Source organism: Rhodoferax sp. EU05-FHT12H12 (assembly GCF_058791215.1).
In genome coordinates, this window is the sequence record NZ_JBYTDI010000002.1 from 16,873 (window position 1) to 40,632 (window position 23,760).

22 protein-coding genes are annotated in these 23,760 nt (G+C 63.9%); 8 read left to right on the top strand and 14 right to left on the bottom strand.

The annotated features are described in order from the left end of the window. Positions 1-7: 7 nt before the first annotated feature. The 4 genes from AC3WS7_RS04870 to AC3WS7_RS04885 are packed head-to-tail and all read left to right on the top strand — an operon-like array spanning position 8 to position 4,754. Positions 8-1,417 (top strand): glutamine synthetase family protein, encoded by a 1,410-nt coding sequence (locus AC3WS7_RS04870; protein WP_492655569.1) that lies wholly within the window; start codon positions 8-10, stop codon positions 1,415-1,417. 9 nt (positions 1,418-1,426) lie between these two features. Beyond that, positions 1,427-2,560 (top strand): iron-containing alcohol dehydrogenase, encoded by a 1,134-nt coding sequence (locus tag AC3WS7_RS04875; protein WP_492655570.1) that lies wholly within the window; start codon positions 1,427-1,429, stop codon positions 2,558-2,560. Further along, entirely contained in the window at positions 2,560-3,372 is an 813-nt protein-coding gene (locus tag AC3WS7_RS04880) for a gamma-glutamyl-gamma-aminobutyrate hydrolase family protein (protein ID WP_492655571.1), read from the top strand. The genes AC3WS7_RS04875 and AC3WS7_RS04880 overlap by 1 nt, the downstream gene beginning before the upstream one ends. 8 nt (positions 3,373-3,380) lie before the next feature. Then, on the top strand, positions 3,381-4,754 hold the full coding sequence (locus AC3WS7_RS04885) for an aldehyde dehydrogenase family protein (protein WP_492655572.1): 1,374 nt from the start codon (positions 3,381-3,383) through the stop codon (positions 4,752-4,754). A gap of 19 nt (positions 4,755-4,773) precedes the next feature. Here the strand turns inward: AC3WS7_RS04885 and AC3WS7_RS04890 are convergent, their stop codons facing one another. Genes AC3WS7_RS04890 through AC3WS7_RS04905 form a run of 4 tightly spaced genes read right to left on the bottom strand, consistent with a single transcriptional unit; the run spans position 4,774 to position 8,715 of the window. Then, positions 4,774-5,637 (bottom strand): ABC transporter permease, encoded by an 864-nt coding sequence (locus tag AC3WS7_RS04890; RefSeq protein WP_492655573.1) that lies wholly within the window; start codon positions 5,635-5,637, stop codon positions 4,774-4,776. Further along, positions 5,634-6,518: an ABC transporter permease gene (locus AC3WS7_RS04895; RefSeq protein WP_492655574.1), complete on the bottom strand. Its 885-nt coding sequence runs from the start codon at positions 6,516-6,518 to the stop codon at positions 5,634-5,636. The genes AC3WS7_RS04890 and AC3WS7_RS04895 overlap by 4 nt, the downstream gene beginning before the upstream one ends. Then, positions 6,508-7,638 carry an ABC transporter ATP-binding protein gene (locus tag AC3WS7_RS04900; protein WP_492655575.1) on the bottom strand — a complete coding sequence of 377 codons (1,131 nt, stop codon included), beginning with the start codon at positions 7,636-7,638 and terminating at the stop codon, positions 6,508-6,510. Before AC3WS7_RS04900 ends, AC3WS7_RS04895 begins: the two co-directional genes overlap by 11 nt. A gap of 9 nt (positions 7,639-7,647) precedes the next feature. Beyond that, entirely contained in the window at positions 7,648-8,715 is a 1,068-nt protein-coding gene (locus AC3WS7_RS04905) for an extracellular solute-binding protein (RefSeq protein WP_492655576.1), read from the bottom strand. 205 nt (positions 8,716-8,920) lie between these two features. On the opposite strand from AC3WS7_RS04905, the gene AC3WS7_RS04910 reads away from it, so the two are divergent. Next, complete coding sequence (locus AC3WS7_RS04910; protein WP_492655577.1) at positions 8,921-9,724, top strand: TIGR00266 family protein; 804 nt, start codon at positions 8,921-8,923, stop codon at positions 9,722-9,724. 11 nt (positions 9,725-9,735) lie between these two features. Continuing rightward, entirely contained in the window at positions 9,736-10,854 is a 1,119-nt protein-coding gene (locus AC3WS7_RS04915; protein ID WP_492655578.1) for a M48 family metallopeptidase, read from the top strand. Positions 10,855-10,913: 59 nt separating this feature from the next. Here AC3WS7_RS04915 and AC3WS7_RS04920 read toward each other — a convergent pair whose 3' ends face one another. Beyond that, positions 10,914-12,008, bottom strand: a complete 1,095-nt coding sequence (locus AC3WS7_RS04920) for a 3-deoxy-7-phosphoheptulonate synthase (RefSeq protein ID WP_492655579.1) — start codon at positions 12,006-12,008, stop codon at positions 10,914-10,916. 111 nt (positions 12,009-12,119) lie between these two features. Between AC3WS7_RS04920 and AC3WS7_RS04925 the strand changes: the two genes are divergently transcribed. Continuing rightward, on the top strand, positions 12,120-12,644 hold the full coding sequence (locus tag AC3WS7_RS04925; protein ID WP_492655580.1) for a retropepsin-like aspartic protease family protein: 525 nt from the start codon (positions 12,120-12,122) through the stop codon (positions 12,642-12,644). A gap of 14 nt (positions 12,645-12,658) precedes the next feature. On the opposite strand, the gene AC3WS7_RS04930 is transcribed toward AC3WS7_RS04925, so the two are convergent. Continuing rightward, positions 12,659-13,117, bottom strand: a complete 459-nt coding sequence (locus AC3WS7_RS04930) for a winged helix-turn-helix transcriptional regulator (protein ID WP_492655581.1) — start codon at positions 13,115-13,117, stop codon at positions 12,659-12,661. 128 nt (positions 13,118-13,245) lie between these two features. Between AC3WS7_RS04930 and AC3WS7_RS04935 the strand changes: the two genes are divergently transcribed. After that, on the top strand, positions 13,246-14,085 hold the full coding sequence (locus AC3WS7_RS04935) for an SDR family oxidoreductase (RefSeq protein WP_492655582.1): 840 nt from the start codon (positions 13,246-13,248) through the stop codon (positions 14,083-14,085). On the opposite strand, the gene AC3WS7_RS04940 is transcribed toward AC3WS7_RS04935, so the two are convergent. Genes AC3WS7_RS04940 through AC3WS7_RS04975 form a run of 8 tightly spaced genes read right to left on the bottom strand, consistent with a single transcriptional unit; the run spans position 14,082 to position 23,600 of the window. Continuing rightward, the gene (locus AC3WS7_RS04940; protein ID WP_492655583.1) at positions 14,082-14,606 is read right to left on the bottom strand and encodes a DNA-deoxyinosine glycosylase; all 525 of its coding nucleotides are present in this window, start codon (positions 14,604-14,606) and stop codon (positions 14,082-14,084) included. The genes AC3WS7_RS04935 and AC3WS7_RS04940 overlap by 4 nt on opposite strands. A gap of 14 nt (positions 14,607-14,620) precedes the next feature. Next, on the bottom strand, positions 14,621-14,935 hold the full coding sequence (locus AC3WS7_RS04945; RefSeq protein WP_296466572.1) for a rhodanese-like domain-containing protein: 315 nt from the start codon (positions 14,933-14,935) through the stop codon (positions 14,621-14,623). 60 nt (positions 14,936-14,995) lie between these two features. Further along, positions 14,996-17,170 (bottom strand): alpha-galactosidase, encoded by a 2,175-nt coding sequence (locus AC3WS7_RS04950; protein WP_492655584.1) that lies wholly within the window; start codon positions 17,168-17,170, stop codon positions 14,996-14,998. Positions 17,171-17,203: 33 nt separating this feature from the next. Further along, on the bottom strand, positions 17,204-18,304 hold the full coding sequence (locus tag AC3WS7_RS04955) for an ABC transporter ATP-binding protein (protein ID WP_296466578.1): 1,101 nt from the start codon (positions 18,302-18,304) through the stop codon (positions 17,204-17,206). Positions 18,305-18,330: 26 nt separating this feature from the next. Then, positions 18,331-20,568, bottom strand: coding sequence for a glycoside hydrolase family 2 protein (locus AC3WS7_RS04960; RefSeq protein ID WP_492655585.1), 2,238 nt, complete (start codon positions 20,566-20,568; stop codon positions 18,331-18,333). Between the two features lie 10 nt (positions 20,569-20,578). After that, the gene (locus AC3WS7_RS04965) at positions 20,579-21,397 is read right to left on the bottom strand and encodes a carbohydrate ABC transporter permease (protein WP_296466586.1); all 819 of its coding nucleotides are present in this window, start codon (positions 21,395-21,397) and stop codon (positions 20,579-20,581) included. 1 nt (position 21,398) lies between these two features. Continuing rightward, a complete protein-coding gene (locus AC3WS7_RS04970; RefSeq protein ID WP_296466590.1) occupies positions 21,399-22,295 on the bottom strand; it encodes a carbohydrate ABC transporter permease in 897 nt (298 codons plus the stop codon). Positions 22,296-22,325: 30 nt separating this feature from the next. Next, a complete protein-coding gene (locus AC3WS7_RS04975) occupies positions 22,326-23,600 on the bottom strand; it encodes an ABC transporter substrate-binding protein (protein ID WP_492655586.1) in 1,275 nt (424 codons plus the stop codon). Between the last annotated feature and the right edge of the window lie 160 nt (positions 23,601-23,760).

The following is a 23,760-nucleotide window of genomic DNA, read 5'->3' on the forward strand; positions in this document are numbered from 1 at the left end:
GACCCACATGGCGACACGCAAGCCTTCCGCCAGCATCGCACGGGCCAAGCCGGCCGCCACCCATGCGGCGCTGGCCGCCGTGCAGAAATCGGGCGCTCCCAAAGTCAAGGTGGCAGTCACCGACATCGACGGGGTGCTGCGCGGCAAGTACCTGCACCGGGACAAGTTCCTCGGTGCGGCCGAGCCCTACCCGGCGGGGGGCTTCGGCTTCTGCGACGTGGTGATGGGCTGGGACATGATGGATGCCTGCTACGACAACACCACCGTCACCGGCTGGCAGCATGGGTTTCCGGATGCGCTGGCGCGGCTGGACCTGGATACTGCGCGCCACGTACCCTGGGACGACGGCGTGCCCTTCTTCCTGGGCGAGTTTGTCAATGCCGACGGCACGCCCCACCCGCTCTGTCCGCGCCAGACGCTCAAACGTGTGCTCCAGCGTGCCGAGAAGATGGGTTTGCAGCCCATGACCGGCATGGAGTTCGAGTGGTACAACTTTCTGGAAACTCCGCAAAGCTGGGCCGACAAAAAAGGCGTGGGTGCCACACCGCTCACGCCCGGCATGTTTGGTTACTCACTCTTGCGGGCCAACCAGAACCGTGGCTTCTTCAATGCCATCATGGACGACATGCTGGCCTTCAAGGTGCCTATCGAGGGCCTGCACACCGAAACCGGCCCCGGCGTGTTTGAGGTGGCCATCGGTTTCTCCGAGGCGTTGGAGCAGGCCGATCGTGCCGTGCTGTTCAAGACCGGTGCCAAGGAAATCGGGGCACGTTTTGGCATCATGCCCAGCTTCATGGCCAAGCCGCACCAGTCGCTGCCGGGTTGCAGCGGCCACATCCACCAGAGTTTGAGTGACGGCAAGAACAACCTGTTCTTTGACGCCAAATCGCCGCGCAAGATGAGCAAGGTGTTTGAGAGCTATCTGGCCGGGCAGGTGAATTGCCTGATGGAGTTTGGTCCCCTGATCTGGCCCACCATCAACAGCTACAAGCGCCTGGTGGACGGCTTCTGGGCTCCGGTCAAACCCACCTGGGGCATGGACAATCGCACGGCCAGTTTTCGCGTCATTGCAGGGTCACCGAAGGCCACGCGCCTGGAGACCCGCTGCCCCGGTGCCGATGTGAACCCCTACCTGGCCATGGCCGCGGTCATCGCAGGGGGGCTGGACGGGGTGGAGAAAGGCCTCAAGCTCACCACTCCGCCCATCACCGGCACCAACCAGGGCGCCGACCACATCCCGCGCGCTCCGCGCACATTGATCGAGACCACGCGCAACTTCAAGGAGTCGGCCGTGGCACGCGACTGGCTGGGTGACACCTTTGTGGACCACTTTGCCGCCACCCGCGAATGGGAGTGGCGCCAGTGGCTGGACGCCGTGACCGACTGGGAAATGAAACGTTACTTCGAAATCATTTAGAGACCGACCATGAGCATCACTTCTTTTTCATTCCCCACCCCCATCAAATTTGGTGCCGGTGCCCGCAAGCTCGTAGCCCAGCACTTGCGGGACCTGGGCCTCCAGCGCCCGCTCATCGTCACCGACAAGGCCCTGGGTGCCCTGCCCGTGCTGGCCGAGTTCCAGACCCACCTGGCCGGGCTGGAGGTGGCCGTGTTCTCCGGCGTATTTGGCAACCCCACCTGCAGCCAGGTGATGGACGGTGCGGCCGCCTACAAAGCCCACAAGGCCGACTGCGTGATTGGTTTTGGTGGTGGTGCGGCACTGGACGTGGCCAAGGTCGTGGGCCTGGCGGCGACGCACCCGGGGGACATTCTGGAATACGTGTGGGACCACCCGCAGGTGCGCCCCATCGTCCACGAGCTGCCCTACTTCGTGGCCTTGCCCACCACCTCGGGCACAGGCTCGGAGGTGGGCCGCTCCAGTGTGGTGAGCGAGAACGACACGCACTTGAAACGTGTGGTGTTCAGCCCGAAAATCCTGGCCAAGACCGTGTTTGCAGACCCCGAGCTCACGTTGGGCCTGCCAGCGCATGTGACGGCCGCTACCGGTATGGACGCACTGACCCACAACATCGAGAGTTACCTCTCGCCCGCCTACCACCCGCTATGCGATGGCATTGCGCTGGAAGGCACACGCATTGCGGCGGCGGCTTTGGTCACGGCTGTCAAAGACCCCGGCAACCTGCCCGCGCGCTCCGACATGATGATGTCCTCCATGATGGGCGCCATTGCCTTCCAGAAAGACCTGGGTGCCGTGCACTCTTGCGCTCATGCATTGGGTGCCGTGTGTGACCTGCACCACGGCCTGGCCAATGCGCTGATGATCGACACCGTGATGGCCTGGAACCTGGAGGCTGCGCCCGCCAAGTTTGACGAGCTGGCCCATGTGTGTGGCGTGGCGGGGGGGGGCAAGGCCTTTGTCGGCTGGCTCAAGGCCCTCAAGGCCAGCGTGGGCATCACGGGCACGCTGGCCAGCCATGGTGTCAAGCCCGAGCACCTGCCCCGCCTGGTGCAGGTGGCCACGGCCGACATCTGCCACCAGACCAATCCGCGCCCCTGCACTGCGGCCGACTTCGAACGCCTCTTCAAGGCCGCCATGTGATGCGCAGCGCCGCGGACCGCCTCAAGATTGCCGTGAGTGCATGTTTCATGCACCCGGACCCGGCGCGCGCCGCGTTTGCCAAGAAGACGCTCAACTACGTGGAGCTGTCGGTGCCGCACTGGCTCATGTCCGGTGGTGCGCTGCCGGTCATGGTGCCGTCGGTGGACGGTGACACCGCACGCGGCAGCATCACACTGGACGACTACGCGCAGTGGCTGGACGGCTTGGTGCTGCACGGCGGCGCCGACCTGTGGCCGGGCAGTTATGGTGAGGCACCCATAGACCCACGCTGGCAGGGCGACAAGCTGCGTGACGCGTATGAGATGGCGCTGGTCAAAGCCTTTGTGGCCGCGGGCAAGCCGGTCTTCGGCATCTGCCGCGGTCTGCAGCTCATCAACGCCACCTATGGCGGCACGCTGGTGCAGGACATTCCCACGCAACGCCCCGCGGCCTTGCAACACCGCGATGCGGAGCGTTACGACCAGAACTTCCACCAGCTCGAATTGGTGCCAAAAACACGCCTTAGCGCGCTTCTAGATTGTGCGAGTAGCTATAAAATTAATAGCGTACATCACCAGTGCATCAAAGACCTGGCGCCCGGCTTTGAGGTCGAAGCACGCTGCCCCGACGACGGCACCATCGAAGCCATCCGCGCCACCGGCCCCGACTGGATTGCGGCTGTGCAATGGCACCCCGAGTTCCACAAACCCGAGCACGGCACCCTGGACGACACGCCGCTCTTGCACGACTTTCTGGCCCAGGCGCATGCAGTGCGTGCGGCGGCCGGCCACATCCTTTCCCCTGAACTTTGAGCACCCCCATGAGCCAACTCGCCATCCACAACCCGGCCAACGGCCACCTCATCACCACCCTGGGCGCCGACGATGCCAGCACCGTGGCCACCAAGGCTGCACGTGCACGTGCAGCACAGCGGGCTTGGGCGGCCACCCCGCTGGCCGATCGCAAAGCCTGCATCAGCGCCTTCCGCGCCGGGGTGGTGCACGACCTGGAGTCGCTGGCCTTCACCATGACACGTGAGACCGGCAAACCCATCAAGATGTCGCGCAACGAGCTCAACGGCCTGCTGGGCCGCATCGATTTCTTCCTGGCCGAGGCGGATGCCACCCTGGCCACCGAAACCGTATTCAACGACGGCGGCATGACCGAGCAGATCCAGCACACGCCGCTGGGCGTGGTGGCCAATATCTCAGCCTGGAACTACCCCTGGTTTGTCGGCTGCAACGTCATCGTGCCCGCGCTGCTCACCGGCAACACGGTGCTCTACAAACCCTCGGAGTACGCCACCCTCACCGGGCTGGAAATTACCCGCCTGCTGCACAAGGCCGGTGTGCCCGAAGACGTGATGATTTGCCTGGTGGGTGGTGGTGCCGTGGGTGCCGCGCTGCTGGAGCAAAAGGTGGATGGGGTGTTTTTCACCGGCTCCTACGCCACCGGCGCGCGCATTGCCAAAACGGTGGGCAGCAAGTTCGTGAAACTGCAGCTGGAGCTGGGGGGCAAGGACCCCACCTATGTGTGCGACGACGCCAACGTGCAAGTGGCCGCCGAAAGCCTGGCTGATGGCGCCATGTACAACACCGGCCAGAGCTGCTGCTCGGTGGAGCGTGTGTATGTGCACGAGAAGGTGTACGACCAGTTTGTGCAGGCCTTTGTCGCCACCGTCAAAACCTTCAAGACCGGCGACCCCGTGGCCGAGGACACCTACATCGGCGCCATCACCCGGGCCCCGCAGCTCGATGTGTTGCAGGCGCAGGTGGACGACGCCCAAGCCAAGGGCGCCACCTTGCATACGGGGGGGCACCGTGGCAGCGGCGAAGGCAACTGGTTCGAACCCACCGTGTTCTCCGATGTGAACCACAGCATGGAGATCATGCGGGAAGAGAGTTTTGGCCCGGTCATCGGCATCCAGAAAGTGGGCAGCGATGCCGAGGCCGTGAAGCTGATGAACGACACGCGTTATGGCCTGACCGCCGGTGTGTTCACGCCCAATGAAGCACGGGCCCAGGCCGTGCTGGAGCAAGTGAACGCTGGCACCGTGTACTGGAACTGCTGCGACCGCGTGAGCCCGCGCCTGCCCTGGAGCGGCCATGGGGATTCGGGGGTGGGCCTCACGCTTTCCACCTACGGCATCCAGACCTTCACGCGGCCCAAGGCCTGGCACCTGCGCAAGGCCTGAGCCCGCAGCGGCCCGTGGCTCAGCGCTCCTGTGGGGCGCTTGCGCGTTTGAGCAGGGTGAGCGCCAGGATGGCGGAGGCCACCATGAGGAACAGGCTCACCGCATTGAGCACCGGCGTGGCGCCCTCGCGCATGCGGCCGTACATCATCACGGTCAGCGGCGCGTCTGAGCCCACCAGCATCAGCGTGGTGTTGAAGTTCTCGAACGACATGAGAAACGAAATGGCCGCTGCACCGATGAGCGCGGGTTGCAGATAGGGCAGCGTGATGGTGGTGAGCACCGCAAAACGCGAGGCGCCCAGGTTGTAGGCCGCCTCTTCCAGCGTGATGTCAAAACGCTTGAGCCGTGCCGAGATGGTGAGCGTGGCAATGGAGGCGATGTAGGCAAACTGCCCCAGCACCACCAGCGGCAGGCCGGGCCGCAAAAACTCCAGCTCCAGGCCCCACAGGTCGTCGGCCAGGTTGGCCACGCGGCTGGCCAGCGCCAGGATGGAGATGCCCAGGATCACACCCGGAATCACCAGCGGCGCCAGCATCAGCATGCTCAGCGCCTGTTTGCCACGGAACTGCGTGCGTTCGATCAAAAAAGCATTGGCCGTGCCCACCAGCACCGACAGCAGCGTGACCCAGCAGGCCACCACCACGCTGGTCCACAAGCTGCCCAACAGTGCGGTGTCGGCAAACAGGCCACGGCGCGGGCCGTCGGCGCCGCCCAAAAACCAGTCCAGCGTAAAGCCATTCCAGGGCGGTGCGGGGTAAGGCGCATCGTTGAAGGCAAACACCGCCACTACCGCCAGCGGCAAAAACAAGAAGGCGAAGAACAACACACCGTAGACCACGGTGCTGGCGCGCAGCCAGGCGGGGCGGGGGAGCGAGGGGATCATGAGCGTTGCATCACTTCACCAAACTTTTGGCCCGAGAGCCTGAGCCCCAGCCACACAATGCCGGTGCTCAGTGCCAGCAGCAGAAAACCAAACGCCGCCCCCTGCTCCCAGTTGAAGCGGGTGATGAACTGGGTGTAGATCTGCTCGGTGAACCAGAGCGAGTTTTTGCCACCCAGCAAGGTGGGAGTGAGGTAGTTGCCCAGCGTGAGCATGAACACCACAATGCAACCCGCCACCATGCCCGGCGCAGCGTGCGGAATGATGATGTGCCGCAGGATGGACCAGCCATTGCCGCCCAGGTCGTAGGCCGCCTCAATCAGCGAATCGTCCAGGCTTTCCAGCGCGCTGATCAGCGGAATCACCATGAACAGCATGCTGGTGTAGACCAGCCCAACGAGAATGGTGACGTCGTGGTACAGCATCTCCACCGGGGCGGGCGTCACGCCCAGCCACACCAGAATGCCGGGCAACACGCCCGACTCGCGCAGCAAAATCATCCAGCCCAGCGTGCGCACGGTTTCGCTCACCCAGAACGGAATGAGGCACAGCACAAACAGCTGTGCCTTGGCGCGGCCGCGCGCAATCTTGGCAATCGTCCAGGCAATCGGAAACGCCATCAACAGCGTGATGGCGGTGGCCATCAGCGACATCACGGCCGTGCGCACAAAGGTGCGCCAGTACAGCGGCTCGTCAATAAAAGTGAGGTACTGCGCCAGGCTGGGCTCGTAGACCCGGGGTGCCACGCGTGCGCGCAGCGACAGCACCGCCAGCTCGGCATGCGGCAGGATGATCAGGCCCAGCAGCCACAGCAGGGCTGGGGCCAGCAGCAGCATGCCCAACAGCCGGGCCATGTGGCCGCGGGGGGCGCCTTCAGCCAGCATGGGCTTGCGCCGGTGCGGCAAAACACACGGCGCGCTGCGGGTCAAAGCCAAACACCAGGTCTTCACCCGCGCGCAAGTCGGCAAACTGGCCGGTCTGCGGCAGCGCAATGCGGAATTCGGCGCCGCTGTGCTTCTCGCGCAGCAGCACGGCGGAGTTGGCGCCGTCAAATAGCAGGCTTTCCACCACGCCGGTGAAATGCGGCATGCCGGTTGCTATAAATTCAGTAGCTGCTCGCGCAAGTCTGGCAACCTCGGGGCGCACAAAAGCCTCTACGGCGTCGCCTGCCTTGATGTGTGTATGGCCATGGGCCGCCCGTGCATGCAGGGCCAAGCCGTTGTCCGTGGTCACCTGCACGATGTCGCCCTGCACGCCCGCGGCCTTGCCGACCAGGCGGTTGTTGGCGCCTACAAAGCCTGCCACAAATGGGGTGTGCGGCTCGTAGTACAGCGCCTGCGGCGTGCCCAGCTGCTCAAAGCGGCCGTGGTTCATCACCGCCACGTGGTCCGACAGCACCAGCGCTTCCGACTGGTCGTGGGTGATGTAGACAAAGGTGGTGCCAAACGCTGCCTGCAGCTGCTTGAGCTCGATCTTCATGTGCTCACGCAGCTTCAGGTCCAGCGCGCCCAGTGGCTCGTCCAGCAGCAGCAGTGTGGGCTCCAGCACCAGGCTGCGCGCGATGGCCACGCGCTGCTTTTGGCCGCCCGAGAGCTGGTCCACCCGCTTGCCCTGTGCGCCGGGCAGGCTCACGCGTTCCAGCATCTCGCCCACACGGCGTCGGATCTCGTCGGCCGGCACGCCGCGGCGGGCCAGGCCGTAGCCCACGTTCTCGCCCACATTCATCATGGGGAACAGCGCCAGGTGCTGGAACACCATGTTCACGGGCCGTTGGTTGGGCGGCACGCCGTTCATGGGTTTGCCGCCAATGCGGATCTCGCCCGCATCGGGTTGGATAAAGCCCGCCACCATGCGCAAGAGCGTGGTCTTGCCGCAGCCGGACGGGCCCAGGATGGAGAAGAACGACCCGCGTTGCACGGTGAACGACAGGTCGTCCACCGCGGCAAACGCGCCGTAGCGTTTGGCTACGCCTACGGCTTCGAGGTCAATGGTGGCGGCGCTCAACGCTGCCGCTTAGTTGGCAGCCTTGATGCGGTCGAGCACGCGGCCTTCAATCTCTTCAATGCCAGCGGGCACGGCGGGGTACCACTTGATGTTCTTGAGTGCGGCTTCGGGGAAGCTGGCCGCAAATTGGGCCTTGAGCTTGGCTTCCATCATCTGGTCCGCACCCTTGGACGCGGTGAAGTTGCCAGCCGAACCCGCCACCTTGGCGGCAATTTCAGGGCGCATGTTGAAGTTGATCCAGGCGTAGGCCGCTGCATCGTTTTTGCCCTTGGCCGGGATGGCGAAGGTGTCAATCCAGCCCATGGCGCCCGCCTTGGGAGCAACAAACTGGATCTCGGCCTTTTCGCCATTGAGCTTCCAGCCGCCGGTGTCCCACATCATGGCGCCCACAATTTCACCGGCGCGCATGCCGTTGAGCAGCTGGTCCTTGTTGTCCCAGTAGAACTTCACGTTGGGCTTGCAGGCAATCAGCGTCTTGCCCACTTCGTCCATCAGCGCGCCATAGGCCTTGGCATCGTTGTACAGCGCAAACGGGTTTTTGCCCGCGGCAAAGGCAAAGGCCAGCAAGGTGGGGCGCTTCAGGCGGTAGGCCACCTTGCCTTTGTAGTCGGCCTTGCACAGGTCGGTGTAGTCGGCCATCTGGGCCAGCTTGGTGTTCACCACCAGGCCATCCGTGCCCCAGATGTGGGGCAGGCCGTAGACCTTGCCGTCCACGGTGGTGTTGCCCTTGGTGGCGTCCAGCATGGAGGGGATGAACAGCTCGCTCTTGAGCTTGCTCAGGTCCAGCGGCTTGTAGATGCCGAACTCTTTTTGCGGGCCGGCAATGCGGTCTTGCGAAGGCTGGGCCAGGTCAAAGCCTGCGCCGCCGGTGGCGCGCAGCTTGGAAATCATTTCTTCGTTGTTGGACAAGGTCAGCTCGACCTTGTAGCCGGTTTCCTTTTCAAACTGTGCCACCACCGCGGCGGGTGCGTAGTCGGCCCAGGTCAGCAGACGCAGGGTTTTTTCTTGGGCCATGGCAGAACTGCCGAACACTAGAGTCACTACGGCAGCAGCAATAGAAGCACGTTTGAAAGTCATGGAATCGTCCTTGAAGTGGATGGAAGTTTTAGCCAGAAAGTGGCCAAACCCTTCGGAGATTAAGACAGCAAGGTGTCAGTTATATGTCAAGCGCATGGCGCGCACAAGCCTGATTTTTGCGGGGAGACACGCTGCACCAAACCGGGCTGCTATCGTTAGGGGTTGGTCCCAATGTGGGGCGCTTTTTTGTTCATAGGAGTGCGTGATGGCAATGGATGTGGTGGACTACGAAATCTTTGGTTCCGAGATGCAATACGTCGAGGTGGAGCTGGACCCCGGCGAGGCCGCCATCGGCGAAGCGGGTGTGATGATGTACATGCAAGACGGCATCACCATGGACACCATCTTTGGTGATGGCTCGCAACAAGGCGGCTTCTTTGGCAAGCTCATGGGCGCGGGCAAACGCCTGCTCACGGGTGAGGGCTTGTTCACCACCGTGTTCCAGAACAGCGGCGTGGGCAAACAGCGTGTGGCCTTTGCGGCCCCCTACCCCGGCAAGATCGTGCCCATGGACCTGAACCAGTTGGGCGGCACCATCATCTGCCAGAAAGATTCTTTCTTGTGCGCGGCCAAGGGCGTGGCACTGGGCATTGCGTTCCAGAAGAAACTGGGCGTGGGCCTGTTTGGCGGTGAAGGCTTCATCATGCAAAAGCTCGATGGAGACGGCATGGCCTTTGTGCACGCCGGTGGCACGCTGATGGAGCGCACCCTGGCCCCCGGCGAAACGCTGCGCGTGGACACCGGTTGCGTGGTGGCCTTCCAGCCCACGGTGGACTTTGACATCCAGTTTGTGGGCAAGATCAAGTCCGCCATCTTTGGCGGTGAAGGCTTGTTCTTCGCCACGCTGCGCGGCCCCGGCAAGGTGTGGCTGCAAAGCCTGCCGCTGTCGCGCCTGGCCAACCGCATCATCCTGTCGGCACCGGCCGCAGGGGGCCGATCGGCAGACCAGGGCTCGTTGTTGGGCGCTGGTGTGCTGGGTGGGCTGATTGGTGGCGGCAGCGACGACTGAGCACCCGCGCCATGCACGCTCCCCACTCCACCTTTGGTGGCCGGCTGTTTGCGCCCGGCCTGGACGGCGTGGGCGTGCCCGCCACCGGCCAGTGGCGCCAGGGGCGGCTGGTGGTGTGGGTGCAAGACGGTGCCACCGGCCCCGAGTGGCTGGCTCCTGAGCACCCCACGCTCAGCGCGGGTGGCTTCAACGCCGCGCAGCTCAGTGTGGCGTGGCCCGTAGATGGCGGCCAGGTGCAGTTTTTTGTGGATGCGGGTGCTGCACGCTCAGCGTTTGCCGCTGGCATGCCAACCAGTCTAGCCACGCCCCATGGCGCAGCCCAGCGTGCGGCACGCGGCGTAGCACGTCGCTTCCAACTCTGGTGGGCTGTACTGGCGGCGGTGGCGCTGCTACCGGTGCTGGCGCTGGCCCTGCTGGTGCTGCGCGGCGGCGATGCGGTGGACTGGGCGGTGCGGCAGATACCGCATGCGCAAGAAGCCAGGCTGGGCGACCTGGTGCTGGCGCAGACCCGTGCGCAGATGCGCGTGATTGACAGCGGCCCCGCCGTTGACGCGGTCAAGCGCATGGGCGAGCGCCTGACCCCAGGCACCCTGCACCGCTACCGCTGGCTGGTGGTGGACAAGAACGAGATGAACGCCTTTGCCGCACCCGGCGGCGTGGTGGTGGTCTACAGCGGCTTGCTCAAGGGCACAGACACGCCCGAAGAAGCCGCCGGTGTCATCGCCCACGAAGTGGCCCACGCCGAGTTGCGCCACGGCTTGCAGGGCATGGTCAAAAGCATGGGCCTGCGTGCCGCTGCCGCCGTGTTGTTGGGCGACTGGAGCGGCGCTGTGCTCAGCGAAGCCACCACTGGTTTGCTGGAGATGAAGTTCTCACGCGAAGCCGAAACAGAGGCTGATGCCGAGGGCCTGCGCCGAATGGTGGCCGCCAAAATCAACCCCGAGGGCATGGCGCGCTTCATGGACAAGCTGGCTGCCCAAAGCCAGGGCGCCACTCCCCCCGCGCTGCTGTCGACCCACCCCGCATCCAGCGAGCGTGCCGCTCAGCTGCGGGCGCTGGCGGCGCAGCACCCCGGGCCCTGGGAGCCGTTGGCACTGGACTGGGCCAAGGTCAAAGCCAGTCTGCCCTGAGGTGCTATTGGTATGAAAAACCAGTTTTACACCGCCACCTCGGCCGCCTGAGCCTGCGGCTAGCCCTTTTGGCGCCGCGCCCGCACTGCGGCCGCCAACTCCTGCAACACCGGCACGGTCTGCGCCATGCTGATGCAGGCGTCGGTCACGCTCACGCCGTGTTTCAGTGGCTGGCCAGCCACGATGTCTTGGCGCCCTTCGTTCAAATGGCTTTCGATCATGATGCCGGTGATGCGTTGGTCGCCCGCGGCAATCTGCGCGGCTACATCTTGCGCCACCACAATCTGGCGCGCGTGCTGTTTGCTGCTGTTGGCGTGGCTCACGTCAATCATCACCTGCTCGCGCAGGCCGGCCGCCTTGAGCAGCGCGCAGGCCGCCTTCACATCGGCTGCAGAGTAGTTGGGTTGCTTGCCGCCGCGCAGGATCACGTGGCAATCGTTATTGCCGCGCGTCTCGAAAATGGCAGCCTGGCCCATCTTGGTCATGCCCATGAAGGCGTGGGCACCTTGCGCGGCTTGAATCGCGTCGGTGGCTACCTTGATGCCTCCATCCGTGCCGTTCTTGAAGCCCACGGGGCACGATAGGCCGCTGGCCAACTGGCGGTGGCTCTGGCTCTCGGTGGTGCGCGCGCCAATGGCGCCCCAGCTCACCAGCTCGCTGATGAACTGAGGGCTCAGCAGATCCAAAAATTCGGTGCCCGCAGGCAGGCCCAGCGCCAGCACGTCCAGCAGTAGGCGGCGCGCCATCTCCAGCCCTTGGTTGATGGCAAAGCTGCCGTCCAGGTGCGGGTCGTTGATGTAACCCTTCCAGCCCACGGTGGTGCGCGGCTTCTCAAAGTACACGCGCATCACCACCAGCAGGTCATCCTTCAGGGCATCGGCCTGCACTTTCAGCTGCCGCGCATATTCCATCGCCTGGTCATGGTCGTGGATGGAGCATGGCCCCACCACCACCACCAGCCTATCGTCCTGCCCGTGCAGCACGCGCGAGATGGCAGCCCGGCTGCTCTCCACCAGCGCCTCGGCCGCCGCCGGCACCGGCAGCTTTTCCTCCAGCAGCGCGGGGGTGATCAGCGGGCGCACCGCGCCGATGCGCACGTCGTCAATACGCGTGGTGTCGTGGGTGGTCAGGGCGGCGATGGTGGAGTGGGTCATACTATGAATTTGATAGCTGCTTGCGCAGATTGCACGGGGGCTAGAGGCCTAAAACATATGAATTTTAGGGGGAAGATGGTCATAGCCCGCTCTCTTCTTACACTCCAGTGCATGTCCACCTCACCCGCCCCGTCCCCCAACGACCTCCCCACCGGCCTCAAATGGGGCCCGCTGGCTATCGTTGCCGTCTGGCTGGCAGTCATGGGCGTGCTGTACTTGCTGTCCGCGCAGTACCTCAAGCCCAAGCCGGTGGCGGTGCTGCCCGGTGGTGTGTTGGTGATACCGATGTCGCGCGATGGCCACTTCTATGCCACGGGCATCGTGGGCGGCAAGCCTGTGCAGTTTTTGGTGGACACGGGAGCGTCGATGGTGACGGTGAGTGAGGCGTTTGCGCAGCAGGCCGGGTTGGTGGGCGGCACACCCACGGTGTTCAAAACGGCCAATGGCGATTTGCAGGGGCGGGTGCTGACGGATGTGCCGGTGTCTCTGGGGCCCGCACAGGTATCGGGCGTGCGGGTCGGCGTGGGGCTGGTGGGCGCGGAGCCCGACGAGGCGCTGCTGGGCCAGAGCTTCTTGAATCAGTTCGAGATCACGCTGGCCGACAAACAAATGACGCTCAGGCCCAAGCCGCAGTAGCCCTGCAGGGCTAGCTACGCGAGTGAGGTTTTGGCAGCGCTGGGCGCCGGCCGTTGGCTGAGCCGGTACACGCCGGCCTGGGGTGCCGCATCCTTCTGTGCTGCAGAGTCATAGGCGGCCTGGGCTGCCCACACCGCATCCATATTGCTCTCGGCCCAGTGGGCCAGCACCGACACGGTTTGGGTGAGCGTGCTGCCCAGCGGTGTCAACGTGTATTCCACGGTCACCGGGCTGGTCTGGAAGACCTGGCGTGCCACCAAACCGTCGCGCTCCAGCTTGCGCAGGGTTTGCGTTAGCACCTTCTGCGTGATGCGCTTGACGTCGCGCTTGAGCGCATTGAAGCGCAAGGGCCCGCCCTTGAGCCGGTCCAGGATAAGCAGCGCCCATTTATCGGCCAGGCGCTCCAGTACCAGCCGTGTGGGGCAGCGGTCTTCGTACACATCCAAAGGCATGCAGTTCGGGTTTATGGACATGGGGGCTCCTGGGTGGGGGGTGGTTTCCCGCAGGAAACCTGGTTACGTTGAAGTGCGTTCTTTCGCAAATTCAAACAGATGGCAAAAATATACCTGGTTTCTTTTAAATACCATCAAGGAGTTTCATCATGAGCGGAAAAATTTTGGTTATCGGTGCCGGTGGCAATGTGGGCCGTCCCCTGGTCAAGGCGCTGCAGGCACGCGGCGAAACGGTGCTGGCGGCCAGCCGCAGTGGTGCACCGGTAGAAGGCGCCGAGGGCGTGGTATTTGACTTTGCCAACTTCGCCACCGTGGGCCCGGCGCTGGAGGGTGTAGACCGTGCCTACCTGTTGTTGCCGGCCGGCTACCTGGAAGCCACCCAGCTGTTGCTGCCGGTGGTGGATGCCCTGGCCGCGCGCAAGATCAAGATCGTGTTCCAGAGCGCCATTGGTGTGGATGCGGACGACTCCATCCCCTACCGCCAGGTGGAGCTGGCCGTGGAACGTGCGGGCGTGCCTTTCGTCATCCTGCGGCCCAACTGGTTCGCCGACAACTTCCACACCTACTGGAAAGCGGGTGTGGCCCATGGGCAGATTGCTGTGCCGGCAGCGCAGGGCAAGTCCAGCTTTATCGACACGCGCGACATTGCCGAGAGCGCGGCGGCTGCTCTGACCTCTTCGCAATTCGACAACCGGGCGTTCAACCTCACCGGCCCCGAAGCGCTGGGCTACGCCGAGGCCGCCGCCTTGCTGACCGAGGTGCTGGGCAAGCCCGTGGCCTACACGCCGATTGAGGATGCGCCTTTTGTGGACATGCTCGCCGGTGCGGGCGTGCCGCGGGGCTATGCCAGTTTTCTGGCGTCCATCTTCTACCCCGTGCGCGAAGGCTGGACCGCTGCGCCCACCGAAGCGGTGCAAACGCTGACGGGCCGTGCTCCACGCTCCCTGCGTACCTATGCGCAGGACAACCGGGCGGCTTTGCTGGCCTAAGCCGCAGGGGGGATGGGGTCGGCCAGCCCGTGCCGCTCCATCACCGCCCGCCACGCCGCCAGCTTGCGCGCAAAGCTCCAGCTTGCGTTGGCGGGGCTGGTGCTGGGGAGTTGGTAGACCGGCACGCCCAGCGTTTGTGTGTGGCGCGCGTGTTTGAAGCTCTCGCTGCCGTTGTGGGCGATAGCCTCTAGCTGCGGAAGATGGAGTGCGGCGATGTCGTTGGGCACTGCGTTGCGGATGGCACTGTCCAGGCTGCCTTCGCGCTCGCAGCTGGCGTACACGTCCCACACACCCAGGCCACGCTGCAACAGCCAATTGCTACGAATTTCATAGCTGCTTGCGCATATTTCATGGGCATCAGAAGGCCAAATGGCTTGCAAAAGCTTCCAGAATTGGTTCTGCGGATGGCCGTAATACTGCTGCGCCTGCAGCGAGCGCACACCGGGGAAGCTGCCCAGAATCAGCACCCGTGTGGCGGGTGACACCAGCGGCGCCAGGCCGGTGAGGGTGACTGCCGCCATGCGCGTGCCTTGCTTTACTTTTTGGCCAGGGTTTTGCGGGCCACTTCGATGCCGCCCACGTTTTGGGCCTTGCTGAAGCCCAAGCCCTTGAGTGTGTCCAGCGCCATGCCGCTGCGCCGGCCGGACTGGCAATACAACAGCACGGTGTCGTCTTTGCTCACACCGGCTTTGGCAATCTCTTGGGCGATGGTGGTGTGCTCGATGTTGATGGCACCTTCCACATGGCCGGCGGCAAACTCTTGCGGGCTGCGCACGTCGATGATGACGTCTTTGGCCTGGGCCGAGAGGGCAAGCAGGGAGAGGGTGATGCTGGCAAGCAGTGTTTTCATGCGAGGGTCTCAGGGGGCGGTGGGTTCCTGCAGATTGTCGCCGCCCCGCGCCTGCCTTGCCTACTGCGGGATAAACCGCAGCCGGTAAATCAGCGCACTCTCGGCATTCATGCGGGGCAGCGGCAGGCCCACCGCGGCCAGCCAGGCGCCGTGGGCGGTGGGCGGCAGGGCCTGCTGGGCACCGGCGGCCAGGGCTGCGTCGTTCAGGGGGCTGCTGGTCCAGTCGGGCGGCGTGGGGTCCAGGCGCTCGATGGTGTAGTGCGCCGCCGGGCGCAGCATGGGCAGGCGCAGTGGCGGTGTGTTGCGATGGCTGGTGGGCGTGGTGCGGTAAACCAGCAGCAGTACCTCACTGGCATTGGCGTCGCCATGGGCTTGCCACAGCACGCCGTCGCCGGCCTCACCCAGCCACACCTGGCCGGTGTGCAGGCGGTTGCGCAGCTGCTTGTACAAGCCCACCCACTGCCCCAGCGCCATGCGCTCGGCGTCGGTCAGGTGGCGCACATCGGCTTCGATGCCCAGGTGGCCACTGAGGGCCACACCGGCGCGGAAGTTCAGGCTCTGGCTGCGGCCCGTGGTGTGCGCGGGCGCGGGGCCAATGTGGGCCCCCAGAATCTCGGGCGGCAAAAACTGCAGCGCACCGCGTTGGATGGCCACGCGCGACAGTGCATCGTTGCAGTCGCTGGTCCAGACGCGGTGGGTGTGGGCCAGCACGCCCATGTCCAGCCGTGCGCCACCAGACGCGCAGCTCTCAATCTCCACCAGCGGGTGGGCGGCGCGCACGCGGTCCAGCAGTGCGTACAGCGCGTGCACAAAGCTGCGGTAGGCCGGGCGCCCCAGTGCGTTGCCGGCCGTGGTCAGGTCGCGGTTCATGTCCCACTTGAGGTAGGCAATGGGCACGTTTTGCAGCAGGGTGTCCAACTTGGTGAAGAGGTAGTCGGCCACCTCGGGGCGGGCCACGTCCAGCACCAGCTGGTTGCGCATGGTGAGCAGGGGGCGCCCTTCCAGCTGCAGCGCCCAGTCGGGGTGGCTGCGGAAGAGTTGGCTGTCGGGGTTCACCATCTCGGGCTCCACCCACAGGCCAAATTCCATGCCCAGGCCGTTCACATAGTTCGCCAGCGGTTGCAGGCCGTGGGGGTACTTGCCGGCATCGGGCCACCAGTCGCCGAGGGCTGCCTGGTCGCTGTGGCGGCCCTGGAACCAGCCGTCGTCCAGCACAAAGCGCTCTACGCCCACGCTGGCGGCTGCGGTGGCCAGCGCGCGGATGTCGTCGGTGCGGTGGTCAAAGTACACCGCCTCCCAGGTGTTGAGGTGCACGGGGCGCGGGCGCATGCGGCCACCGGGCCAGGGCAGGCGGCTGCGCACGGTGGCGTGGAAGTTGGCGGCCAGGCCGTTCAGGCCCGTGGTGGCGCAGCTGGCAAACAGCGTGGGCGTCTGCAGCGATTCGCCCGAAGCCAGGCGCACTTCGCCCGGCGCCAGCCATTCACCCATTTGCCATTGGTATTGCCCGTCGTGCAGCCATTCAATGGCCAGGCGGTGGTTGCCCGACCAGGCCAGGTGCGCGCCATACACGGTGCCCGTGTGCTGGGTGGCGCCTGGCGTGGTGACCACGGCGCCCGGAAAGCTGTCGTGCGAGGTGCGGCCACGCCGGTTTTCGCGCTGCCAGGTGCTGCGCGAGAGCGCGTCGACCTGCAGCTGGAACTCATGGGCCCATTGGCCGGTGTAGGAGCGCACGGCCTGGGCATCGCCCGGCAGCGGCACGGTGCCGGCGGCCAGCCATTGCACATCCAGCACATCACTGCCGTCGTTGAACAGCTCGCTGCGCAGTTGCAGCACGTCGTGTGCGTCCAGTGCCATATGCAGCACCAGGCGCAGCTGGGCCACGCTGTCGGTCAGATGAATCGCAATGCTTTTGCCGGCCACCAGCGTCTCCACGCGGCAGGCGGTGAACTGCTGTGCAAACTGCTGCCCACCACGGTGCGCCAGCAGCGCGCTTTGCATGTACCAGCCCACGCCAAAGGTGGGCGCCACGGTCAGTGGCTGGTCGAACTCCATGCTGCTGGGCGGGATGGCCCGGCCATCGCGCAGCGGCGCCAGCGGCACACAGTGGTCCGGCAGCCGCGGGCCCCAGTAGCGCCACAGTGGCGCCTCGTGCGGGCGCACCTCCAGCACCACGCTGCTGTGGGTGCCATGCAAAACGGTGAATGCGGCAGAGGCCTCGGAGGCGTGGGTGGGCATGGGCAGGGCAGAGAGCGGGACGGAAAAAGCAGTTTAGTGGCAGTAAATGCGGGCGCCGCTCTTGTCGAACAACAGGGCCTTGGCCGCATCAAAGCGCGCTTCCAATGCCTGGCCCGAGCGCAGGCTGCGGCCGTGTTTGCTCTCCATCACCACCATCACGCCGCTGCTGGAGCGTGCGTACACAAAGGTCTCGCCGCCCAGGTGCTCCAGCATGTCGATGGTGACGGGCAGCGTGGCGCTTCCGTCTTCCACAAAATGTTCGGGCCGCACGCCGACCGACACCTCGGTGCCCACGGCGGGCAGGTTGCCGTCCAGTGGCAGCGTCACCACGGCATTGCCAAAGCCGGCCAGACGCACCTGGCACTGGTTCACACCGTTGGCGCGCAGGTGGCCGCTCACGGTGCCGTCAAAGAAGTTCATGCGTGGCGAGCCGATGAAGCCGGCCACAAAGGTGTTGGCCGGGTTGTCGTACAGCTCCAGCGGCGCACCTACCTGCTCCACCACACCGGCGCGCAGCACCACGATCTTGTCGGCCAGCGTCATGGCCTCCACCTGGTCGTGCGTCACGTAGATGATGGTGCTGCCCAGTTCGCGGTGCAGGCGCGCAATCTCGATGCGCATGTGCACGCGCAGCTCGGCGTCCAGGTTGGAGAGCGGCTCGTCAAACAAAAACACCTGCGGATCGCGCACGATGGCACGGCCGATGGCCACGCGCTGGCGCTGCCCGCCCGACAGGGCCTTGGGCTTGCGGTCCATCAGCGGCTCCAGGCCCAGAATCTTGGCCGCAGCGTCTACCTTGGTGGCGACTTCGGCCTTGGGAACACCGGCGTGCTTGAGAGCAAAGCCCATGTTTTCGCGCACCGTCATGTGGGGGTAGAGCGCGTAGCTCTGGAACACCATGGCAATGCCGCGCTTGGACGGGTCCACATGGTTCATCACCTGGTCGCCGATGCGCAACTCGCCGCTGGTGATGTCCTCCAGGCCCGAGATGGCGCGCAACAGCGTGGACTTGCCGCAGCCCGAGGGGCCCACAAACACCACAAATTCGCCGTGTTTGATGTCCAGGTCCACGCCCCGGATGATGTCGATATTGCCGAATGATTTGCGGACCTGGGTGAGTTTGACGTCTGCCATGTTGTGTTCCTCGTCGACTCGATAATTTACGCGGCGCGCAGCGCCACGCGCTGTTCGCCCATGCGGCGGGTGGATACGCGCAGCGAGATGTCGCCCACCGCGCCGGTGGTCTCCAGCCAAAAGCCGGTGGTGCCTCCCTTGAGCGTCAGCAGGTCCGGGCCCAGCAGCTTGGCGGCACCGGTCACTTCGACCTGCACCACATCGTCCATGAACGGCAGCAAGCGGCCGGCCTGGTCCAGCGCGCGCACGATGACGCGGGTGGCGTCCTTCTCATGGGCGTGCAGCTCGGTGTCGTCCACCTGCACTTGCAGGGTGGTGGGCACCGGGTTGCCCGAGAGCTTGACGGTGGAAACCGCCTTGCCATTGATGTAGCCGGTCACTGTGGCATCGCGCCACAACATGCCCCAGGCGCCTAGGTCGTTCATGTTGACGTGGCGGCTGTCAAAGATCACTGGCGCGTGCGGCAGGTGCGGGTAGCGCTCGCGGTCGGGTTCGGCGCGTTTGGGTGCAAAGTCGCCCACTTGCAGTTCCACGTAGTCGCAGTTGGTCAGCACGATCAGGGGCAGCACTTCGCAGCGGTCCTTTTCGCCACGAGCCCAGTAGGTCACAGGCTGCAACACGATTTGTTCGGCCGGGCTGCACTGGCTGGTGTAGCCCCAGGCGGCGAATTTGGGTTCGCGGAAGATGTCCATCACGCCGTGGTGGCAGACGCGGTCACCCGCGCCAAAGTCTTTGTGCGTGTTGTAGTCGTACATGCACCAGCCGATGGCGCCGCTGATGACCGGGTTCTCATAGGCCTTGTTCAGCACATCCAGATGGCGAGTCACATGTTCGGCCTGGCGGTCTTCGGGGTCGATGCGTTTGGTGGGGTACATGTGGCCGTTGAACTCGGTGATGAGGTAGGGCACCTCATGGTCCAGCCCGGTCACCTGGCGTGGCTGGCGCAGCGGCGTGGGGGCAATGCCTTTCATCCACTCGGGCGTGGCCACGTGGCAGAAGTCGTTGACGGTGTACACGTCTTCCAGCAGTTCGCTGTTCTCGATGTAGCGCACGCCACCGGTCTGGCGGGTCGTGTCCAGGCTGCGGGCCATGGCGTTGGTGCGGGTGTAGAAGTCGTGGTTGTCTTGCGACTCGTTGATACGCACGCCCCAGATGATGATGGAGGGGTGGTTCCAGTCGCGCTCCACCATGCGGCGCACGTTTTCTACCGACTCGTCTTGCCAAGCCTGACCACCAATGTGCTGCCAGCCCGGGATCTCTTCAAACACCAGCAGGCCAATCTCGTCACAGCGGTCTAGAAAGTAGCTGGACTGCGGGTAGTGCGAGGTGCGCACCAGGTTGCACTTGAGCGTGTGCTTCATCACGTCGGCGTCTTTTTCCTGCGCGCGCTGGCCCATGGCGTAGCCCACATAGGGGTAGCTCTGGTGGCGGTTCAGGCCGCGGATCTTGAGGTGTTTGCCGTTGAGGAAAAAACCCTCGGTGGTGAAGCGTGCGGTGCGGAAACCAAAGCGCGTGCTGAGTTGGTCGCGGTTGTCCAGCGTGGCGCGCACCAGGTACAGCTGGGGTGCATCAAGCTCCCAGCGTTCGAGGCCGGGCAGAGATTCAAACGTGGCTTCAAAGCCCGTGGTGCCGAGGCCCACGGTCTGCTGATGCAGCACGGTGCCGTCTACCTGGCAGAGTTCCACCAAGACCTTGCCACCCACCGCGGCGTTGCTGGGGTTGGCGATGCAACCTTTGACCCGCACCCCCTTGGCGTCGCTGAGCTCGTGGGAAGTTTCGACCTTGAGGTTGGCAATCGATACTGGGTCCGCGACCTGCAGCCATACGTCGCGGTAAATGCCGGCATAGGTCAGGTAGTCGATCTGGCCACCAAAGGGTGGAATCTCGGGGTTCTCGCTGCCGTCCACCTTCACGGTGATGAGGTTGTCGCCTTCTTTCAGCAGGCCGGTGAGGCGGGCGCTGAAGGGGGTGTAGCCGTCTTTGTGGGCGGCCACTTGCTGACCGTTGACCCAGACCACGCTGTTGGCCATGGCGCCGTCGAAGCGCAGGGTCACTTCGCGGCCCGCCCATGCGGGCTGCCAGGCCAGGGTGGTTTGGTAGCCGAACTCCGCCTGGAAGCTGCGTTCGTCGAAGTAGGTCATGTCCAGGTCCACCGCGTTGTGCGGCAGGCGCACGGCAGTGCCGGGCTGGGCCTGGGTGATCAGTGCAGGCGAAAAAGAGGTGTGAAAGGTCCAGCCCGAGACGAGCTTGCTAACGGTACGCATGTGAAAAACCTTATTTGACGGAGCCCAGCATGCCCTGTACGAACTGCCGTTGCATTGCGAAAAAGACGACCAGGGTGGGCAAGGTGGCCAGCATGGCCGCCAGCATGATCACGCCGAAGTCTGGGAAGTAGGCCGAGCCCAGTGAGGACAAGACCAGGGTGATGGTTTTGAGCTCCGGGGACTGCAGCACGATGAGGGGCCAGAGGAAGTTGTTCCAGGCCGCCATGAACACGATGATGAAGGCCGCCGCATAGGTGGAGCGCATCACCGGCACATAGACAAACAGAAAAATCTGCCATTCCTTGAGGCCGTCCAGGCGCGCGGCTTCGCGCAGCTCGGGCGGGAAGGCCTTGGTGCTCTGGCGGAAGTAAAACACGATGTAGGCCGAGGCCAGTGCCGGCAAGATGACGCCCAGGTGGGTGTCCAGCAAATCGAATTGCGCCATCAGGATGAACAGCGGAATCATCAGCGCGGCAAACGGCACCATCAGCGTGAGCAGCAGACCGTTGTAAACGCGCTCGCGCGCCTTGGAGCTGAACACTTCAAAGCCATACCCCGCCAGGGAGGAGATGAGCAGCGTGAAAAAGCCGCCGACGATGGCAATCTTTCCGGAGTTCCAGAAGACCTGGGCCACGTCAAAACTCTTGTTGAGTTTGTCGAAGTTCTCCAGCAAGGCGCTACCCAGCGTGAACTTGCCCTTGGTCACGTCCACCGAGGCGTTGGTGGCGCTGATCACCATCCAGGCAAAGGGGAACAGGGAAACAAAGGCCATCACCCCCAGAAAGAGGTAGACACCGGCCATGCGAAATTTTTCGGTCCAGTTGCTCATGTCAGTTGCGCTCCCGGGCGGCATAAAACTGGATGGCGGCCAGCGCAGCGACCAGCAGCACGATGACGTAGGACACCGTGGCGGCGTAGCCGAAGTTGGGCACGAACTTGAACGACAGGTTGTAGATGTACATGGACAGCGTGAGCGTGTTGTCAGAGAACACGGTGCCCACGGTGGTGATGTTCATGGGTTCATCAAACAACTGCAGCGTGCCGATGGTGGAGGTCACCGTGGTGAACAGGATCACCGGCTTCAGATTGGGAATGGTGATGGAGACAAAGCGGCGGTAGGCCGAGATGCCATCGATGCGGGCGGCCTCGTAGATCGACTTGTCGATGTTCTGCATGGCCGCCAGATAAAAGATCATGTTGTAGCCAGTCCAGCGCCAGGTGATGGCGATGATGATGACCACCTTGGACCAGAACGGGTCGTTGAGCCAGGGAATGGGCTCGCTGATGAGGCCCAGCCACGCCAGTGCGTGGTTGACCAGGCCGTCATACGAAAACATGCTCTTGAACACCACCGAATACGCCACCAGGGAGGTGACGCACGGCAGAAACACTGCCGTGCGCAACAGCCCGCGAAAGCGCAGGTTCGGCATGTTCAGGCAGCTGGCCATGACCAGCGCCAGCAACAGCATGATGGGCACCTGGATCACCAGAAAAATGCAGGTGTTTTGCAGCGCCTTCAGGAATACAGGGTCACCGGCCAGACGCACCACGTTGCCCACGCCTACGAACTCCACCACCGTTCCCTGCCCGGCGTGCAGGGACATCCACAGCGAGCGGACGATCGGGTAGGCCATGAAGACCCCGATCAGTCCGAGCGCAATGGAAACAAATAGCCAACCGTTGACGTCGTAAAAACGCCGGTAGCTGGTCGTAGGCTTGGGCGCCATGGTGCTCCTTGGGTGCAGTGTTGCCGTGTCTTACTTGATTTGCGAGGCGAGCTGGTTGTGGATGTTTTCCAGCGCCTTCTCGACCGGCAGACCTTGTGCCAAAGCAGGCAGTTGGGCGGCCACGGCGGCGTCGCCTTCGGCGGTGTAAATGCCGTAGTTCACGCTAGGCACTTTGCCCATCCAGTCGCTGAACTGCTGCCACACCTTGGCGCCACCGAAGAAGGGGTCGGCTTCGGAGTACGCCTTGCCATTGCGCGATGCCAGCAGCGAGCCCACCGCACCGCGGGATTGCAGAATGGTCTGGTAGAAGTCCACATCCTTGGCGTACACCTCGTTGAGGAAGTCCGCTGCGGCAGCCTTCTCTTTGCCGGCTGCCAGCACGTACCAGCTGGAGCCGCCCAGGTTGGAGGCGTTGACGGCGCCTGGCACGCTCAAACGGGGGGGGGCGGCCACGGCCCATTTTCCGGACTGGCTGGCTTCGGCCTTGACCGAGCCGGTGATCCACACGCCGGTGATGACGGAGGCCACATCACCCTTGTTCAAGGCGCCGACCCACTCGCCCCAGCCCGAGGTGGGCTTGTAGATGCCGGTCTTCATGAACTTGACTTGGGTTTCCAGCGCGGCCTTGAGGGCGGGGTTGTTCTTGATGTCGAGCTTGCCGTCCTTGTCAAAGTACCAGCGGCCGGCGGACTGCATCATGATGCGGATGCTGGCAATGTCTTGCGGGTCCATGGCAAACATCTTCTTGCCGGTTTTGGTTTCGACCTGCTTGCCGATTTCCAGGTAGCGGTCCCAGGTGATGTTCTGCATGTCCTTGTCGCTGAAGCCGGCCTGCTTGATCAGGTCGCTGCGGTAGTACATGCCGGAGACACCGGTATCAAACGGCACGCCATAAACCTTGCCGCCCATGGTCATCAGGTTGACCTTGTAGCTGGCAAAACCCTTGTGGTCCACCTTGCCGGACAGGGGCTCAAACGCGCCCGGGAAAGAGCGCAGGTACTTGGGGGCGTTGTAGTCTTCCACCAGCACGATGTCCGGCAGGGTCTTGGTCACGCCCGAGGCCAGCGTGGTTTGCAGCTTTTGCTCCACGTCGGCCTTGGCCATGTCGATGATCTTGAACGTCACGCCGGGGTGCTTGGCGGTGTAGCGCTTGGCCGCTTCTTGCATGATGGCGATGTTGAAGTTGGGGTCCCAGGCCCAGATGGTGACTTCACCGGCGTTGGCGGCGTGGCTGGCCATCAGGCCGGAGGTGCTCAGGACCAGACCGATCATGGTGCTGAGGGTGCTGCGTTTGGCGAAATTCATGGTGTGTTTTCCTGTCTCTGTGTCAATGAATGTTGTGGGCAAGTGGCGCGCAGTAGAACACTGGTGCGCCGGGCTTGTTGTCTCCGGTTGGCGTGTGATGACGGTGGTGCGACTGGCATCCTTTCCAAAATTTAAGCGGTTAAATTTCTGACCCGACCTG

Coding starts and splice junctions, on each gene's coding strand:
- AC3WS7_RS04920 (WP_492655579.1), bottom strand. CDS start 12,008: ATGACCCACTCCACCATCGCCGCCCTGACCACCCACGACACCACGCGT.
- AC3WS7_RS04940 (WP_492655583.1), bottom strand. CDS start 14,606: ATGGCGGCAGTCACCCTCACCGGCCTGGCGCCGCTGGTGTCACCCGCC.
- AC3WS7_RS04875 (WP_492655570.1), top strand. CDS start 1,427: ATGAGCATCACTTCTTTTTCATTCCCCACCCCCATCAAATTTGGTGCC.
- AC3WS7_RS04945 (WP_296466572.1), bottom strand. CDS start 14,935: ATGAAAACACTGCTTGCCAGCATCACCCTCTCCCTGCTTGCCCTCTCG.
- AC3WS7_RS04885 (WP_492655572.1), top strand. CDS start 3,381: ATGAGCCAACTCGCCATCCACAACCCGGCCAACGGCCACCTCATCACC.
- AC3WS7_RS04915 (WP_492655578.1), top strand. CDS start 9,736: ATGCACGCTCCCCACTCCACCTTTGGTGGCCGGCTGTTTGCGCCCGGC.
- AC3WS7_RS04970 (WP_296466590.1), bottom strand. CDS start 22,295: ATGGCGCCCAAGCCTACGACCAGCTACCGGCGTTTTTACGACGTCAAC.
- AC3WS7_RS04895 (WP_492655574.1), bottom strand. CDS start 6,518: ATGCTGGCTGAAGGCGCCCCCCGCGGCCACATGGCCCGGCTGTTGGGC.
- AC3WS7_RS04960 (WP_492655585.1), bottom strand. CDS start 20,568: ATGCGTACCGTTAGCAAGCTCGTCTCGGGCTGGACCTTTCACACCTCT.
- AC3WS7_RS04950 (WP_492655584.1), bottom strand. CDS start 17,170: ATGCCCACCCACGCCTCCGAGGCCTCTGCCGCATTCACCGTTTTGCAT.
- AC3WS7_RS04910 (WP_492655577.1), top strand. CDS start 8,921: ATGGCAATGGATGTGGTGGACTACGAAATCTTTGGTTCCGAGATGCAA.
- AC3WS7_RS04870 (WP_492655569.1), top strand. CDS start 8: ATGGCGACACGCAAGCCTTCCGCCAGCATCGCACGGGCCAAGCCGGCC.
- AC3WS7_RS04935 (WP_492655582.1), top strand. CDS start 13,246: ATGAGCGGAAAAATTTTGGTTATCGGTGCCGGTGGCAATGTGGGCCGT.
- AC3WS7_RS04880 (WP_492655571.1), top strand. CDS start 2,560: ATGCGCAGCGCCGCGGACCGCCTCAAGATTGCCGTGAGTGCATGTTTC.
- AC3WS7_RS04925 (WP_492655580.1), top strand. CDS start 12,120: ATGTCCACCTCACCCGCCCCGTCCCCCAACGACCTCCCCACCGGCCTC.
- AC3WS7_RS04955 (WP_296466578.1), bottom strand. CDS start 18,304: ATGGCAGACGTCAAACTCACCCAGGTCCGCAAATCATTCGGCAATATC.
- AC3WS7_RS04905 (WP_492655576.1), bottom strand. CDS start 8,715: ATGACTTTCAAACGTGCTTCTATTGCTGCTGCCGTAGTGACTCTAGTG.
- AC3WS7_RS04965 (WP_296466586.1), bottom strand. CDS start 21,397: ATGAGCAACTGGACCGAAAAATTTCGCATGGCCGGTGTCTACCTCTTT.
- AC3WS7_RS04930 (WP_492655581.1), bottom strand. CDS start 13,117: ATGTCCATAAACCCGAACTGCATGCCTTTGGATGTGTACGAAGACCGC.
- AC3WS7_RS04890 (WP_492655573.1), bottom strand. CDS start 5,637: ATGATCCCCTCGCTCCCCCGCCCCGCCTGGCTGCGCGCCAGCACCGTG.
- AC3WS7_RS04975 (WP_492655586.1), bottom strand. CDS start 23,600: ATGAATTTCGCCAAACGCAGCACCCTCAGCACCATGATCGGTCTGGTC.